The 14,901-nt window shown below is 63.8% G+C and carries 13 protein-coding genes; 6 read left to right on the top strand and 7 right to left on the bottom strand.

The window, feature by feature from the left end; genetic code table 11:
* Nucleotides 1-23 precede the first annotated feature (23 nt).
* Both VO57_006080 and VO57_006075 read right to left on the bottom strand, forming a co-directional pair.
* Nucleotides 24-824: a ThuA domain-containing protein gene (locus VO57_006080; GenBank protein XBL70904.1), complete on the bottom strand. Its 801-nt coding sequence runs from the start codon at nucleotides 822-824 to the stop codon at nucleotides 24-26.
* Nucleotides 821-2,254 carry an aromatic ring-hydroxylating dioxygenase subunit alpha gene (locus tag VO57_006075; GenBank protein ID XBL70903.1) on the bottom strand — a complete coding sequence of 478 codons (1,434 nt, stop codon included), beginning with the start codon at nucleotides 2,252-2,254 and terminating at the stop codon, nucleotides 821-823. Before VO57_006075 ends, VO57_006080 begins: the two co-directional genes overlap by 4 nt.
* Nucleotides 2,255-2,405: 151 nt before the next feature.
* Here VO57_006075 and VO57_006070 point away from each other — a divergent pair, with 151 nt between their 5' ends.
* Genes VO57_006070 through VO57_006060 form a run of 3 tightly spaced genes read left to right on the top strand, consistent with a single transcriptional unit; the run spans nucleotide 2,406 to nucleotide 4,761 of the window.
* Complete coding sequence (locus VO57_006070) at nucleotides 2,406-3,188, top strand: SDR family oxidoreductase (protein ID XBL70902.1); 783 nt, start codon at nucleotides 2,406-2,408, stop codon at nucleotides 3,186-3,188.
* The gene (locus VO57_006065; protein ID XBL70901.1) at nucleotides 3,185-3,988 is read left to right on the top strand and encodes an SDR family oxidoreductase; all 804 of its coding nucleotides are present in this window, start codon (nucleotides 3,185-3,187) and stop codon (nucleotides 3,986-3,988) included. Before VO57_006070 ends, VO57_006065 begins: the two co-directional genes overlap by 4 nt.
* Entirely contained in the window at nucleotides 3,985-4,761 is a 777-nt protein-coding gene (locus tag VO57_006060) for an SDR family oxidoreductase (GenBank protein XBL70900.1), read from the top strand. The genes VO57_006065 and VO57_006060 overlap by 4 nt, the downstream gene beginning before the upstream one ends.
* A gap of 33 nt (nucleotides 4,762-4,794) precedes the next feature.
* Here VO57_006060 and VO57_006055 read toward each other — a convergent pair whose 3' ends face one another.
* From VO57_006055 to VO57_006045, 3 genes are all read right to left on the bottom strand, one after another.
* Nucleotides 4,795-5,202 carry a nuclear transport factor 2 family protein gene (locus VO57_006055; GenBank protein ID XBL70899.1) on the bottom strand — a complete coding sequence of 136 codons (408 nt, stop codon included), beginning with the start codon at nucleotides 5,200-5,202 and terminating at the stop codon, nucleotides 4,795-4,797.
* Nucleotides 5,199-6,557: an aromatic ring-hydroxylating dioxygenase subunit alpha gene (locus VO57_006050; GenBank protein ID XBL70898.1), complete on the bottom strand. Its 1,359-nt coding sequence runs from the start codon at nucleotides 6,555-6,557 to the stop codon at nucleotides 5,199-5,201. The genes VO57_006055 and VO57_006050 overlap by 4 nt, the downstream gene beginning before the upstream one ends.
* 155 nt (nucleotides 6,558-6,712) lie before the next feature.
* The gene (locus tag VO57_006045; protein ID XBL70897.1) at nucleotides 6,713-7,900 is read right to left on the bottom strand and encodes an SRPBCC family protein; all 1,188 of its coding nucleotides are present in this window, start codon (nucleotides 7,898-7,900) and stop codon (nucleotides 6,713-6,715) included.
* Between the two features lie 147 nt (nucleotides 7,901-8,047).
* On the opposite strand from VO57_006045, the gene VO57_006040 reads away from it, so the two are divergent.
* Entirely contained in the window at nucleotides 8,048-9,667 is a 1,620-nt protein-coding gene (locus VO57_006040; protein ID XBL70896.1) for an AMP-binding protein, read from the top strand.
* A gap of 22 nt (nucleotides 9,668-9,689) precedes the next feature.
* On the opposite strand, the gene VO57_006035 is transcribed toward VO57_006040, so the two are convergent.
* A complete protein-coding gene (locus VO57_006035) occupies nucleotides 9,690-10,493 on the bottom strand; it encodes an SDR family oxidoreductase (protein XBL70895.1) in 804 nt (267 codons plus the stop codon).
* Nucleotides 10,494-10,637: 144 nt separating this feature from the next.
* On the opposite strand from VO57_006035, the gene VO57_006030 reads away from it, so the two are divergent.
* Nucleotides 10,638-11,399, top strand: coding sequence for an SDR family oxidoreductase (locus VO57_006030; GenBank protein ID XBL70894.1), 762 nt, complete (start codon nucleotides 10,638-10,640; stop codon nucleotides 11,397-11,399).
* A 28-nt stretch (nucleotides 11,400-11,427) separates the two neighbouring features.
* Here VO57_006030 and VO57_006025 read toward each other — a convergent pair whose 3' ends face one another.
* Nucleotides 11,428-12,441: an NADP-dependent oxidoreductase gene (locus tag VO57_006025; GenBank protein ID XBL70893.1), complete on the bottom strand. Its 1,014-nt coding sequence runs from the start codon at nucleotides 12,439-12,441 to the stop codon at nucleotides 11,428-11,430.
* 142 nt (nucleotides 12,442-12,583) lie between these two features.
* Between VO57_006025 and VO57_006020 the strand changes: the two genes are divergently transcribed.
* Nucleotides 12,584-14,872 carry a TonB-dependent receptor gene (locus VO57_006020; GenBank protein XBL70892.1) on the top strand — a complete coding sequence of 763 codons (2,289 nt, stop codon included), beginning with the start codon at nucleotides 12,584-12,586 and terminating at the stop codon, nucleotides 14,870-14,872.
* Nucleotides 14,873-14,901: the final 29 nt, after the last annotated feature.

Here is a 14,901-nt window from a genome sequence, read left to right as displayed (position 1 = left end):
GGGTTCCCCGGGAGCCTTGAAGATCAGGCTGGCTCGCGATCCTTGAGCCAGCCGATACCCCGCCGCAGCAGGTCGTAGAACACCGGCAGATCCCACGCACAGCGATCGAGCGTGGGCCACCACGGCGCCAGCGGCTGAAGGTCGTAATGCCCCCGGCAATGGCCCAGCGTGTTGTAAAGCACCCCGCCCTTCCCGCGCGGCTTCAGATAGAAAACCGGATGTTTGCCCGGCGCATCCGACGCCTCGCGAAAGCCGGTGCCTTCCTCTGCAGTCTCGGTCTCCAGCAGCACATGCAGGTCGCCGTGCGTCTCAAGATGGTAGAGCTCGTCGGTGGTCTCGAACGGCTCCACTCCTTCCACCAGCGGGTGCGTGGGATCGGCGACCGTCACCGTATAGGGCGCGATCGGCGGATGACTGACGAACTGGCTGCCCAGCAGGTCCATCATCAGCGGGGCCCAGCGCGGGGCCTCCCACACGCCGTCGTCCATCAGGCGCAGGATCGAATTGGTCCCGTGCAGCGCATACCAGCGCCCGCCCGCATCCAGCCAGTCGCGCAAGACCTCCTGCGCGGCGAGCGAGGGGACCACGTCGCAGGTATACGAGATGATCATGTCCGCTTCGCGCAGGGCGTCGAGATTTTCGTAATCCTCGAACACGCGGGTACGGATCTCGGGATGCTCGGCCAGCAGCTTGAGCAGTTCGAGCCGGGCGAAGTCGATATCGTGATAGAGCCCGCCGGCCACCAGCACGCAGTCGATGCGCTGGGGGTGGTCGTCCTCGGTCGCGTGGGCCAGCGGATCGGGTCCGTGATCGGTATCGCTCATGCGGTCTTGCCCGGCGCAGCGCCGCCCAGTTCGCCGTCGATATATTTCATCATGGTATCCTGAAACTGGCGCAGGCGGATTTCCTGATAATTGCCCAGCTGGACCTCGCCCGTCTTGTGCACCTTCAGGCCTTCCTGAACGTAGGGCAGATTGTCCATGTCCTGCTCGAACACTTCGCCCAGCCCGCCCAGCTCGGGCGCCTCGGTCCATTTCTGGTCGATCGTGAGATACTTGAGCGGCGCGCCTGCGGGCTTGGGCTCGCCCTTCTTCACGCGGGCAAGCACACGCACTTCCATCACGCAGGTATCGGGCGTCTTTCCGGGATACCAGCGGTAGACGATGTTGGGCATGTAGCCGCCCCAGGGCGCGAAGTTGGGGAACACGTTGTAGACCAGCGCATCGAGCACTTCGGCGTCCGTCGCGTGCGAGTGGTCGTAGCCGGTCTGTTCGGTATAGACCTCGCGCATCCGGTCGCCCAGCGCCTCGCGCGCGGTCTTCCCCTCGGGCACCTCGATCGCCATCGGATCGGCATCGGGGTCGTAGTTGTCGGAACTGCGTCCGTTATACTTGATGAACTCGTCGACGATCCACTGTTCGCCCTGCCCCTCGGCAACGTGCGGGCTCATCACCCCGAACGGCACCAGGTTGACGTTCACGTGATCGCCATAAGTCCAGTAGGCACCGTTGCAGTCGCCGGTGAAGGGCAGCAGCTGCGGGTGCGTGACGACCGTGTGCCAGGCCTCCATGAAGGCCTCGGCCGTTACCTTCCAGTTGGCTGGAACCTCCTTCGCCACGCGCATCACGGTGACGCATTCGTCGTGCCGCCAGCGCTTGAAGTGATCGGGTAGCGGCGCGAGGTATTCCTCCAGGCTCGGGCCGCCCTTCTCCTCGCGGATGAAGATATAGCCCTGCCAATGGCCGACTTCGGCATCGGGCAGGTCGAGGTTCTTGTCCTTGAGATGCGGGAAATCCCACTGGCACGGCGCCTTGTTGAAGCTGCCGTCCTTGTTCCACGAGAACGCGTGGAACGGACAGGTAAAGCCATCGGGCGCGCTGCCATCCTCGGTCCGCAGCTTGCGGCCGCGATGCAGGCAGACATTGTGCATCGCGCGGACCGATCCGTCTTCCTGACGCACGACCAGCCAGGATCGACCGGCAATCTCGTGGACGATGTAATCGCCGGGTTCGGGCAGGTCTTCCTCGCGCGCGGCGAATTGCCACACGTAAGGCCACATCCGCTCTCGCTCCAGCCGGGCGAATTCCTCGCTGGTGTAACGCTCCGCCGGGATCGGTTCGGAGCCACGATATTCGTAGCTTTCCTCAATCAGGAAATCGGGCACCTCGCGCGAATCGCGCTTCATGAAATCGACCCAGGTATCGCCTTCGCTGCGATCCTGGCCCGGAGCTACCTGAGGGTCTTGTTCGGCCATGTCAGTGTCCTCTCGTGCCGTCTGCGTGCGGCTTCTCGTTTGCATCCGTAATGCCGACCGGGGCCCATGTCGTCACCTTGCCGAAATCATAGGTTACAGAGCATGGCGTGCGCGGCAGGATCGCCTGAATAAGAAAATGGGAGAGTAGGATTTGACTGAACGGCTGGCAGGCAAGGTCGCGCTGGTTACCGGCGGGACGAGCGGCATCGGCGCAGGCACGGTTGCGCGCCTTCGCAACGATGGGGCGCAGGTATTTTTCACCGGCCGCAACGAAGACGCCGGCAGCGAGATCGCAGGGCAGACCGGCGCAACATTCATCCGCCACGAAGTGTCCGATGTGGACGGCTGGGCCGATGTGATCGCGCAGATTCGCGACGCGCATGGCCGGCTGGACATCGCCTTTGCCAATGCCGGCATGGAACGCGGCGACAGCAGTGTTGAGGACATTTCGCTCGACGGGTGGAACGGCATCCTCGCGGTCAACCAGACCGGCGTGATGCTGACCGTGCAGCACGCGATCCGCGCAATGCGCGACAATCCCGATGGGCCGACCGGCTCGATCATCATCAATTCCTCGATGAACGCGAACCGCGCGATGGGCAATTTCGTCGCCTATTCGGTGACCAAGGCGGCGGTGGTGGCGCTGGCGAAGTCTGCCGCGATCCATTGCGGCAACCAGGGCTACAAGATCCGCGTCAATGCGATCCTGCCCGGCGTGGTGGAGACTGCGCTGATTTCCAACCTGATCGCCAGCAACGAAAACCCCGACGCAATGCGTGCCGGTTACGCCGGCATGTCCCCGCTCAAGCGCATGGGCGAGGTCGAGGAAATCGCGGCCCTGGTGTCGTTCCTCGGATCGGACGAGGCAGCGTTCATTTCCGGCGCAGACCTGACCATCGACGGTGCCAGCACCGCCGGGATGATGGGGCTGTGAGCGCGGGCAGGCTCGCGGGCCGCGTTGCTTTCGTCACCGGGGGCCTGCGCGGAATCGGCCATGCGGCTGCCGCGCGGATGCTTGACGATGGCGCAACCGTGATCGTCAGCGATCTCGATTCCGAAAGCGACGCGCACGACCTGCTTGGCGATCTGGCCGACAGGGTCGGCTACGTGCAGGCCAACGTGACCGACGAAGGCGACTGGGCGCGCGCGCTCGACCATGTGAAGCAGGCGCACGATGCGTGCCACATCCTGGTCAACAATGCCGGGATCGACCTGACCGGTGCGGTCGAGACGCTCGAGCTGGAAGACTGGCGGCGGATCATGGCGATCAATGTCGATGGCGTGTTCATGGGCACCAAGCGCTTCGTCCCGCTGATGGCTGAAAGCGGCAGCGCGGTCGAAGGCGGGTCGAGCATCGTCAACGTCAGCTCGATCATGGGGCTGGTCGGATATGCCGAAGTCTCCGCCTACAATGCCAGCAAGGGCGCAGTGCGGCTGTTCACCAAGGGTATCGCGATCGAGTTCGCGACCAAGGGCATGCCGATCCGCGCCAATTCGGTGCATCCCGGCTTCGTCGAGACGCCGCTGCTCAAGGCAGGCTTCCAGCGCTGGGTCGACAAGGGCGTGGCCGAAAAGCCGCAGGATCTGGTCGACGCGATGAATGCCGCGACTCCGATGGGCAGGCTCGCCCAGCCGCGCGAGATTGCGGCGGGCATCGCCTTTCTGGTGGGGCCGGACGCCAGCTACATGACCGGATCGGAAATGGTGATCGACGGGGGATGGACCGCACAATGACAATCGCACTCGAAGGAATCGTCGCGCTGGTCACCGGCGCGAACGGCGGCATCGGCCGCGAAGTCGTCAAGGCAATGAAGGCGGCAGGCGCCACCGTGATCGCCAGCGATCTGGCCGATACCGACGAAAGCGGCGCAGACCACTACTTCCGCCACGATGTCTCCAAGCCGGAAGACTGGCAGCAGATCGCGGCTTTCGTGAAGACGGAGTTCGGCCACCTCGATGCGCTGGTGAATAATGCCGGCATCTCGACCGTAGCCTCGTTCGAGGAGACGCCGCTGAGCGAGTTCCACCGTATCAATTCGGTCAATCTCGACAGTACCGTGATCGGCACACAGGCCCTGATGGAGATGCTCAAGGCGGGCGGCAAGCGGCGCGAAAGCGGCGCAGCGGTGGTCAACTTCTCCAGTGTCGGCGGGCAGCGCGGCGCGCCGTTCAACGCGGCCTATTGCACCAGCAAGGCCGCGGTCGCGATGCTCAGCAAGTGCACCGGCGCGGAGTTCGCCGCGCTAGGCTACAATATCCGCGTCAACAGCGTGCATCCCGGCGGGATCGATACCGGCATGATGCGCTCGATCGCGGCCCGCTATGTCGAGCTGGGCGCTGCCCCCGACGTCGACACCGCGCTGGCCAATGTCGCCACACGCCACCCGATCGGGCGGATGGGCCGACCCGACGAACTGGCCGGCGGGGTCGTCTTCCTGTGCTCCGACGCAGCGAGCTTCATGACCTGCGAGGAACTGAACATCGACGGGGGCTACGTCTTCACCTGATCGGCTACCGGGCCGCGCGAGCGGCCCGGTCCCTCAGCCGAAAGGCGTGAAGGTCAGTCGCGCTATCCGCCAGGCTCCATCGACCTTGCTCGCATCCACCGCATAGGCTCCGCGCATCGAGAAGGCATCGCCCCCGTTCGGCATGCCATGCGCGACCACGTAGGCGCTCAGCTGCGCGGTCTCCGTATCGCGGGTCTCGACGAGGAAGTTGGACAGGTAGTGCTCCAAGGAGGCCAAGCTCGTGAACATGCCGTCGATCATCGCGCGTACCGCCGCGCGACCTTCGGCAACGGGCGCGCCAACCGCTGAATTGTCGAGCACGCCATCCTCGGCGTAGTAGGCGGCCGCATCGTCCGCGCTCGCCCGGCGGTCGATCGCGCGGCAATAGCCGACCAGCATATCCTGCAGGGCGAGACGTTCCTCGATCCCAGTTCCGCTCATTTCGCCTTGTCCATGCCGCCGAAATGCTGTTGCGGCTCGGTCGGCCCGCCCAGGACGATGTCGTTGAGCAGTTCATGGAAGCGCTGGATGCGCTTTTCCTGGTGGGTCAGGATGCAGCCCTTGAACCCGCGCGAATTGAGGCCCTGCTGCTGCGTGGTCCCGATGGAGAGATCCTGATCGGCCACGAAGCCGAGCGACTGCCCATCGCCATAGACCGAATGACGCGCCTCGGCATCATGGCGCAGCGGCAGTTCGCCGACCGGGGTCACCACGGTCTCCATACCTTCGACCGGCGGATAGAGGCACCAGTGCTGGAACACGCATTTGGCCGGGTCGGTCGGGTGCGGTTCGGTGCGCAGGATCTGGCACTGCTCGGGCGACATGGTCAGTGTCAGGTTGGGGAACATCGTGCAGTGGAAATAGTCGACCAGCTGCTGGTCCGACATCTGGTGGTAATTGGTGAAGCCCCGCCCCGGCCCCAGCCGCCGCTTGGCTTCGATGATCGCCTCGCGGATTTCCGCAGGCCGACCCTCGTATTCGTCAGGATCGACATCCCACTGCCTGGCAATCTCGTCCAGCGGGGTCGGCACCGCTTCGAAGTGCTGGCGCGTGGTCGCCTGATGCCCCTTCATCCACATCGCATTGTGACCGCTATCGTACATCTCGAACACGGTGTCGGGCAGGCCGTCATTAATGAAGGTCGCCAGTTCGGGATGGATCGTGGGCAGGTGATAGCTCTCGTTGAAATTGTCGCGGATGATCTTCCAGTTGAACTCCGCGTCGGCGGAGATGTTGAGCACCCTGACCCAGTTTTCGAGGCCATATCCCTCCAGCCGCTCGGGATAGGGGGACAGCCATTCGAGCAGCGGTGGCACGTCGTCGTCCATGCACCAGAAGACGAACGGGCCCCACGTCTCGCAGCGCAGTTCGGTGAGGTGGACCTTGCCGCACGGGTTGCCGCCGGGAAAATCGTCCGCGTCCTGCACTTCGACCAGCGTACCCGCCGGATCGAACTGCCAGCCGTGGTAGGAACACACGATCCGATCGACCGCAGCGACATCGCCCAGCACCAGCCGGTTCCCGCGGTGCGGGCAGGCATTGTAGAAGGCACGGATCGAACCATCCGCCTGCTTGACCATGATCACCGATTCATTGGCGAAGTTGTGGCGCACGATGTCGCCTTCCTCCTCCAGTTCGGCGGTCACCGCGCCCAGGTGCCAGACCTTGGGCCACAGGTTGGCGAATTCCTTCTCCAGCCACTCCTTTGAGGTGTACCGATCCGCGGTGATCGTGTCGCCGCGCACTTCCTGATCGAAGCCTTCGGAATAGCGCGAGATGCCCTTCTCGATGTTCATAGCGTCCTCTTCATGTCCTGACTCGTAGCGGTCCGGCTTGTCAGGGTTTTCCCCGTTTTCGCTTTGATGCGCCGTTTGGGCGGGCGGGACCACTAACCGTTTATCCAGCTAGCGCCGGATAATGCGGACGCGAGCGGCCCGCCCGGCCCCTGCCCCTAAAGTTCGGGCTTGGGCGCGTCCGGATCATTGGCGAGATACCAGTTGACCCACTCGTGGAAGTACTGGTTGCCGCGCTCGTTCTTGCCGAAGACCAGGTCTTCGTGCGCGCCGCTCGCCAGGCCCTTCTGGATTTCCATCCCGATCAGATAGTCTTCCTCGTAGGTTACGTTGCGGAAGAAGTTCATCGCCCCTTCCACCGCCTCGCGATCCGCATCGTCCTTGATCGGTTCGCGGCGCAGATAGTTGAGCACGGTGCGGTTCTTGTCGGGCGTCGGCCCAGGGAACAGCTGCGCGATCTGGGTGATCTCGGGCGCGATGAAGGCGGAGACATTGGGGAACAGGATGCGCACGAAGTCGAACCCGTTGTTTTCCTGTTCGCCCCACTTGTCGCGCGGATGCTCGCGCAGCTTCTCTGCGATCGCATGGTGGGGGAAGCCGATCCGCAGGTTGGGGCCGAATGCCTCGTAATGCATCCGGTTGGATGGGGTCCGCGGAAAAATGGTCTCGGGATGCAGAGACCCGAAGTGATAGCCTTCCAGATAGCCGTCGAAGGCGATCTTCCAGTTCGCGCCTTCGATCTCGCGGCTGCCCATATAGGTCCAGCTGCCAAGGTCGAGATCGGCGAAATCATTGAGGTAACCCTGGAAGTACTCGTCGAGATCGATCGTCGCTTCCGGGTCGAGGCTGACGAAGATCATCCCCGCACGCTCTTCGCACGGCAGTTCGCGCAACGAGCGGTCCTGCTTGTCGACATCGCCGAACAGCGATTTTTCCGCCACGCCCAGGAGCTTGCCGTCCTGGCCGTAGGTCCACGCGTGATACTTGCAGGTGAAGCGCGAGCAATTGCCGCGCCCGGCCTCTGCAACGGGCGCACCGCGGTGGGCGCATACGTTGAGGAAGGCGCGCACGGCGCCTTTTTTGTCGCGCGCGATCAGCACCGGCATGCCGACCGCATCCATCGCCTTGTAGTCGCCCGGCTCGGGCATTTCCGCAGTGAAGGCCAGCATCAGCGGCACCTTCTTGAAGATCAGGTCGATCTCCCGCTGGTACTGTTCGGGATCGACATAGGCCGCCGCCGGGACCCGCATGACCTCGGAGGTCTGGTGGGTCTTCTTGTTCTCGACATAATCGAGCATGATTTCGGCGACGTCGCCAACCTTCGCAATGCGATCGATCTTGCCCATGGGGTCTCTCCAGCCTTTATGGTTTTGCCAGCCACAGTGCCGCCCTACGCGCACGTGGACAAGCTGGGAGAGGTAACAGGTGCCGCCCTTCGCCCGGCTGCTAGATTTCGACGCGAAACTATAAGAACGAAACAGAGAGGGGCTTTCATGGCCGACCCGCGCAAAGCCTGGAACTGGCTCGCCATTCCGCCCGCGCATCACGCAGACAGCGACTGGCGGGACACGACAATCGCCAATCGCGCGCAAGGACTGGCGCAGGCCGACCCCGGCTTCATCGCGATCAGCGACGAACACCGCGATCTCACCCGGCGCGAGTGGCTGGACGAGGCGCGCGCGTTGGCCGCTGCGTTGCAGGACCGCGGCTATGCGGCGGGCGACGTCATCGCCTTCCAACTGCCCAACTGGCACGAGACTGCGGTGATCGATCTCGCCGCGGCGCTGGCAGGACTGGTGATCGTCCCGATCGTACCGATCTACCGCGATGCCGAAGTCGGCCTGATGCTGGCGGATTCCGGAGCCCGCGCGCTGTTCACCTGCGCCGAGTTCCGCAATTACGACTTCGCCGCAATGGCCGCGCGCGTGCAGCAGGACCTGCCCCAGCTGGAGGATATCTTCGTCGTGCGCGGGGACGATACCGTCGGCGAAGACTACGCCTCGCTAGTACAGCAAGGTGCACAGCTCGACCTCAAAGAGGTCGAGGTCGACCCGAAGGGGGTCAAGATGGTGCTCTACACCTCGGGCACCACCGGCCGGCCCAAGGGCGTGCTCCATTCGCACACCACGCTCGATCATGTGCTCGATCATAGCGCAGCGCACTGGGGGGTGGACGCGGGCGATACGCTGATCATGCCCTCGCCCGTCACGCATATTTCGGGCTTCGCCAACGGGCTGGAAATGCCGCTGGTGCGGGGCACGCGAACCATTCTGATGGAGCGCTGGGACGCGGCCGAGGCGGTTGCGCTGATCGACCGGCATCGGGTCAGCGGCACGGTGGCGGCAACGCCATTCCTGGTCGAGCTCGCCGATACCGCACGCAAGGCGGGCACTCGCCTGCCCTCGCTACGCTGGTTCGCCTGCGGCGGCGCGGCGGTGCCGCCCGAACTGATCCCGAGCGCGCGCAAAGCGTTCGACAATCTCGTCGCGTTTCGCGTGTTCGGTGCCTCCGAAGTGCCGCTGGTGACCTATGGCTGGCCCGACAATCCCGAACTCGCCGCGACCACGGATGGCGAGGTCGTCGATTATCAGGTCCGCATCGTCGACGACGAGGGCCGCGATCTGCCGCCGGGCGAAGAGGGTGAGATCCTCGCCCATGGCCCTGCCATGATGCTCGGCTATTCGGACGAGGAGCAGACCCGCGCCGCGATCGACGAGCGCGGCTTCTTCCGCACCGGCGATCTGGGCCGCTTGACCGCCGACGGCGCGCTGACCGTGACCGGGCGCAAGAAGGATTTGATCATCCGCGGCGGCGAGAACATTAGCGCGGTCGAGATCGAGGACGTCTTGCGCACCCACCCCGGCCTGCAGGATGTGAGCGTGGTGGCAATGCCGCACGATCGCCTTGGCGAAGGCGTGTGCGCCTACTGCATCGCCGGGGACGAACCGCCCGCAATCGGCGATCTGGTCGATCATGTGATCAATTCAGGCCTCGCCAAACAGAAGATCCCCGAGCGGTTCGAGTTCGTGACCGACTTCCCGCGCACGGCGAGCGGCAAGGTGCGCAAGGATCAGCTGCGCAAGGACATCGCCCGCAAGCTCGCCGACGCCTAGGCGGGCCTGCGGGCGGCGCGTCTCAGTCCGCCGAGGCCGCCTCGATCGAGGCCTGCATCTCTTCCTGCGTCGGGTTGCGGCGCAGGCACAGCCCGCCGTTTACCTGCAGGTTCTCGCCGGTCATGAAACAGGCATCGCTGGCGAGGAAAACAGCCGCTTCGGCAACGTCTTCCGAGGTCCCCCACCGGCCCAGCGGATAGCCTTTGCGGAAGCTCTCGAACAGGCCGGGCACCTTGGCAGCGTCCGCGTTCATCGGCGTGTCGGTGAGACCGGGAGAGATCGAATTGGCGCGCACGCCCTCGACGCCGAACTCGTTGGCGACGCACCGCACGACATGATCGGTCCCGGCCTTGGTGCCCATGTAGGCGGCGTGATTTTCCAGCATGATGACGGCGGTGGCGGAGCTGATCTGGATGATCGAGCCGCCCTGCCCGCCATGGCTGCGGGCCATCTTGCGCAGCATCGCCTGGAAGAACTGGTATGGCCCGATGAATTGCAGCGCTGTCATCTGGTCGAGCGTTTCGCGGGTCGTGTCGAGGAACGGCTCCAGCAGGCCCCAGCCGGTGGAATTGACCGCAATGTCGATCCCGCCCATCTGCTCCATCGCCGCATCGGCCAGCTCGGCAAGGCTGCTTTCCTGCGTGATATCGCACGCGTGCCATACAGCGCCGGTGTCCTTCGCGAAGTCTTCCAGCACATTGGCCTTGCGGCCCGAGACCATTACCTGTGCGCCTTCATTCATGAACCTGCGCGCCATCACCTGGCCCATGTTGTCCCGGCTGCTCGCGCCCAGAATAATCGCCCGCTTGCCTTCCAGCCGTTTCATATCCGCTCTCCTGCTTTAGTTATCGGATCGAGCGTATCAGAGCCCCGGAAGCGCCGGGCCTGTTACAAAACGCAGTGGTGTGCACCGGTCCGCTCGAACACGGTGGGATGGAGATAATCTCAAGCAATTTTCCGGGAGACGACAATGGACCTGCAACTCAAGGGCAAGAAGGCGATTCTGGTCGGTGCAAACGGCGGCATCGGGCGGCAAGTCGCACACGTGCTCGCCGAAGAAGGCTGCGACGTCGCGATTTGCGGACGCAGCGCGGACAAGGTTTCCGCCACCGCCAAGGAATGCGAAGGCAAGGGCGCGAAGGTTTATTCCGAAGCGCTCGACGTGACCGATGCGAGCGCTGTGCCCGCTTTCGTCAGCAATGCCGCAGACGCGCTGGGCGGGTGCGACATCTTCGTCAGCTTCACCTCGGCCAACCCGGGTGAGGATACCGACGAGGCATGGCAGACCATTCTGGCGACCGACGTGCTCCCGATGCGGCGCGGGATCGAGGCGGCTCTTCCGCATCTCGAAAAATCCGGCGCGGGTAGCGTGCTGTGCATCAGCTCTACCGGCGCGGTCGAGGAGTTCATGGGCGTGCAGCCCTACAACGCGTTGAAGGCGGCGGTGATGGCCTATTCCTCCGCCCAGTCGCAGGCGCTCGCGCCCAAGAACATCCGGGTCAATTGCATCACCCCTGGCCCGGTGTGGACCGAGGACGGCCCGTGGCCCCAGATCAAGGAAGGCATGCCCGATTTCTTCGGCCAGATCATGGGCCAGATGCCGCTGGGCAAGATGACCGACGGCACCGAATTGGCCAAGGCGATCGCCTTCGTCGCCTCGCCGGTATGCTCCACCATGACCGGCGCGAACATCGTGGTCGACAGCGGGATCACCAAGCGCAACCAGTTCTGATTGCGCGCACCGCCGGGCGAGCTGATCCTCAGTCGAGTGCGAGGATCAGCTTGCCCGTGTTGGCGCCGGAAAACAGCCGCATGAATGCGGGATAGGCATTGTCGATCCCGTGCTGGATGTCTTCGTCCATCACCACCTCGCCGCTGGCGATCCACTTGGCCATCTGCGCCCCGCCCTCGGCAAAGCGATCGACATAGGCAGAGATCAGGTATCCGTGCAGCGTCGCCTCCTGCGCGAGCACCTGCCACAGGTTGCGCGCACCGTGCTTGGTCTCGCTGTTATACTCGCTGATCAGACCGCACAGCACGATCCGGGCATGCTTGGCGAGGTTCATCAGTTCGGCATCGAACACGGTTCCGCCGACATTCTCGAACACGATATTCGCTCCATCGGGTGTGACCTCGCGGATCGCGTCGGCCAGCTGCTCCGTGGACTTGCCGCGATAATCGACCGCCGCGTCGTAGCCATAGCGCTCGACCAGCCTTGCGCATTTCTCAGGTCCGCCAGCGATGCCGACCGTGCGGCAGCCGTGGATCTTGGCAATCTGCCCGACCACCGACCCGACCGCGCCAGCCGCGCCGGAGACCAGCACGGTCTCGCCCGGCTGGGGCTTCGCGACTTCGAGCAGCCCGAAATAAGCGGTCAACCCGACCGCGCCGAAAGCAGAAAGGAACCGAGAGGGGCTGTCGACTGCCGAGACATCGACCTTGGCAGTGAACCCGTCGGGCACCACGGCGGAATATTCCTCGATCGCGTTCAATCCCATCACCCAATCGCCGGGCGCATAATCGGGATGGTCGCTCGCGTGCACCTGCCCCACGGTCGTCGCCCGGACGGGATCGTCCAGCGCGATCGGCGGCATGTAGCTGGGCGCGTCGTCCATCCACCCGCGCTGTGCGGGATCGAGCGAGGCGAAGCGGTTGCGCAGCACGAAACCACCCGCGGGCGGGGCCGGAATTGCGGCGCTTACCAGCTCGAAATCGGTCTCCACCGGCTCGCCTTCAGGGCGGCGGCGGAGAAGAAAACGCTTGTTATCGGTCATGAATATCTCCCCTTCCCATTCCTCACAAATAGGCTGTGCAACGGCACCTCTACCAATTGTCAGTTCAAGTCGGACGGCAGCTCAGGGAAAACACTGAGGTTGAAGCCATCGGTGAATGGCGAACTCACGAGGGGATTAGAGGATGACTGTTTCGACCTATCGTACGGTCCTGGCAACCGCGCTGGGCACCTCCGCCTTGATGTGGGCGATGCCCGCGCAGGCACAGGCGCAGACGCCGGAGGACGATTCGCCCGATGGCTATGTCGGCAACCAGGCCGATGACAGCGACATGGACGGCGAGATCATCGTTACCGCCCGCCGCCGCGACGAAGCGCTGCAGGATACGCCGGTCGCGATCACCGCGATCAATACCCAGACGCTGGATAATCGCGGCACCACGACCATCGGCGATATTCAGGGGCTGTCGCCCAACCTGCTGATCACCAACCAGAACAGCGGCGCGGCTGCGGCGAACCTCTCCATTCGCGGCCTCACCTATGCCGACGTCGAGAAATCCGCCGAACCGACCGTGGGCGTCGTGATCGACGGCGTATTCATCGGCACCAGCACCGGCCAGTTCCTCGACTTCTTCGATATCGAACAGGTCGAAGTGCTGCGCGGCCCGCAAGGCACGCTGTTCGGCCGCAACACGATCGGCGGCGTGATCAACATCCGCCGCACCCGCCCGACCGGCCAGTTCGGCGTCAAGGCGGAAGCAAGCTATGGCGAGTACGGCACCTTTGCGACCCGCGCGGTCGTCAACACGCCGATGCTCGGCGATACGGTGTCGGGCAAGTTCTTCTACTTCCACACCGAATCCGACGGCTATTACACCGATTACTACACCGGCGACCGTCGCGGCGGGAGCAACAACGAAAACTATGGCGTAGCGATCAAGGTTGGCGATGGCGGCCCCTTCGAAGCCCTGCTGACGCTGGAACAGCAGGAACAGTCCTTCGACGTGGTCAACGCGCCAATCACCGAGACGGGGGAAGTCTTCTGCGGCTTCATGCCCGCGATCGAATGCAATCGTAACACCACGAGCGACCTGTACACGGTCTTCACCGAGCCTTTCAAATCGACCTACAAGGCCCCGGCAGGTACGCTGGAGATGAACCTCGATCTGGGCAGCCTCGCGCTTACCTCGATCACCAGCTATCGCAAATCGGAAGAGAACCAGGGCCAGGATTTCGACGGTTCCAGCGTAGATCTGTACAAGGTCCGCCGCCTTCAGAACTACGACCAGTTCAGCCAGGAGCTGCGCGCCGCCGGCAACTTCACCGACAATTTCGATTTCGTGATCGGTGGGTACTATTTCAACTCGAACTACGACCTGATCCAGTACACCTCGGTCTTCGGGTTCCAGCCGGGGGTCGATGCGAGCACCACGGACAACAATCCGCAATCGGTTATCGGCTCGGTGGAAAGCTTCGCCGTGTTCGGCGACTTCAACCTCAGCCTGTCGGATACGGTCCGCGTGTCGTTCGGCGGACGGTACACGACCGACACCAAGGAGCTCAGCAACGGGTTCGCCCAGACCGGGCTCGTCGGCCAGGGCGAAGCCACGTTCAAGAAGTTCACCCCCAAGCTGGGGGTCGACTGGCGGCCCAACGAAGATCTGATGGTCTATGCCAGCTATTCGCAGGGCTTCCGCTCGGGCGGGTTCTCCCCGCGTGCAGCGACGGCCGCGACCGCCAGCCGCCCCTACGAGCCCGAGGTCGTCGACAGCTTCGAACTGGGCACCAAACTGAGTTTCGGCCGCACCCAGTTCAACTTCGCCGGGTTCTATTCGAAGTATAATGACCTGCAGGCGAACACGACCATCCCCGGCGGTCCGACGGGCAACCAGACGATCACCGATAACGTCGCCTCGGCAACCATCTGGGGCCTGGAAGCGGACTTCACGTCGCGTTTGACCAGCGAGCTGACCATCAATGGTGCCCTGGGCTACCTCAACAACGAGGTCGACGGGTTCATCGTGGGCAACGTCTCGCCGGTGAACGGCAACATCATCCCATTCGACTATTCGAACAACAACCTGATCTACAACCCGAAGATCACCGGATCGATCGGCGCGACGTACGACCAGCCGACCAGTTTCGGCAGCATGGTCGGCAACGTCACCTTCCGGTACATCGATCCGTACGATCAGCAGATTTCGCTCGGGCCGCTCAGCGGCGACCTGGCCAACGGGCCGGTGATCGTGAACGGAAACGACCCGCGGGTTCGCTCCGATGCGCAGACCCTGCTCGACGCCAGCATCCGCGCGAATTTCGAAATCGGTGGCGCACGCGCCTATGCCTCGGTCTTCGTGCGCAACCTGCTCGACGATCGCGGACCGAACGCCGCGTTCACCGTGGCCGGGCTGTTCTCCTTCTCGTCGGCGCGCGAACCGCGCATCTTCGGCGCATCGGTCGGCTTCGACTTCTGAGCATCGCCATTCCATCGAGGCCGGGCATC

Source organism: Citromicrobium bathyomarinum, from assembly GCA_001306305.2.
Taxonomy (GTDB): Bacteria; Pseudomonadota; Alphaproteobacteria; order Sphingomonadales; family Sphingomonadaceae; genus Alteriqipengyuania; species Alteriqipengyuania bathyomarina.
This window is presented reverse-complemented; position numbering and strand designations above follow the sequence as displayed.

Excerpts from the sequence above, each read along its gene's own strand:
- VO57_006080 (XBL70904.1), bottom strand. The coding sequence starts at position 824 with ATGAGCGATACCGATCACGGACCCGATCCGCTGGCCCACGCGACCGAG.
- VO57_006075 (XBL70903.1), bottom strand. The coding sequence starts at position 2,254 with ATGGCCGAACAAGACCCTCAGGTAGCTCCGGGCCAGGATCGCAGCGAA.
- VO57_006060 (XBL70900.1), top strand. The coding sequence starts at position 3,985 with ATGACAATCGCACTCGAAGGAATCGTCGCGCTGGTCACCGGCGCGAAC.
- VO57_006055 (XBL70899.1), bottom strand. The coding sequence starts at position 5,202 with ATGAGCGGAACTGGGATCGAGGAACGTCTCGCCCTGCAGGATATGCTG.
- VO57_006050 (XBL70898.1), bottom strand. The coding sequence starts at position 6,557 with ATGAACATCGAGAAGGGCATCTCGCGCTATTCCGAAGGCTTCGATCAG.
- VO57_006045 (XBL70897.1), bottom strand. The coding sequence starts at position 7,900 with ATGGGCAAGATCGATCGCATTGCGAAGGTTGGCGACGTCGCCGAAATC.
- VO57_006040 (XBL70896.1), top strand. The coding sequence starts at position 8,048 with ATGGCCGACCCGCGCAAAGCCTGGAACTGGCTCGCCATTCCGCCCGCG.
- VO57_006035 (XBL70895.1), bottom strand. The coding sequence starts at position 10,493 with ATGAAACGGCTGGAAGGCAAGCGGGCGATTATTCTGGGCGCGAGCAGC.
- VO57_006030 (XBL70894.1), top strand. The coding sequence starts at position 10,638 with ATGGACCTGCAACTCAAGGGCAAGAAGGCGATTCTGGTCGGTGCAAAC.
- VO57_006025 (XBL70893.1), bottom strand. The coding sequence starts at position 12,441 with ATGACCGATAACAAGCGTTTTCTTCTCCGCCGCCGCCCTGAAGGCGAG.
- VO57_006020 (XBL70892.1), top strand. The coding sequence starts at position 12,584 with ATGACTGTTTCGACCTATCGTACGGTCCTGGCAACCGCGCTGGGCACC.